Genomic DNA, 412 nt, shown 5'->3' on the forward strand with positions numbered 1-412 from the left:
ACGTTAGAGCGCACCATGCCTACTCGCGTCAACGGCGTAATCCCAGAAGACATCTCCCTTGACTCCATGTCCGGGCAGGAGCTCCTTTCCGTCGTTCTGGGCAAGCATCACATTGAGCTAGTGTTCGACGGCAGTCGATTAACTGTTGAAAGTGGCTATGAGATTTCGGCGCGCGAAGGCATCAGGGTGACTGTGCAAAGGGAGAGCTTGCGCCGAGGTGCAGCGGCACTTGCTGATCTTGTGGGTCTCACCATTTCGAGCGCTGATTGGGCCAGGGGGGTGGGGCTTCAGCTGAAGTGGTCTGATAGCTCCACACTTCTCGCTACTATCGATTCATCCGGATTAGAGTCTTTCTCCTTCAGCCTTCCTGGTGAGCCTGGTCTGTTGGTCGTCTAATGCGCTCTAACCGGTC

General features: G+C 55.6%; 1 protein-coding gene. It reads left to right on the top strand.

The features are described 5' to 3' along the window. On the top strand, window positions 1-396 hold a 396-nt coding region (locus LNV28_RS25005; protein ID WP_263521368.1), incomplete at its 5' end, for a hypothetical protein. Window positions 397-412 lie beyond the last annotated feature (16 nt).

This window comes from Paucibacter sp. DJ2R-2, assembly GCF_025717675.1.
Classification (GTDB): Bacteria; Pseudomonadota; Gammaproteobacteria; order Burkholderiales; family Burkholderiaceae_C; genus Paucibacter_A.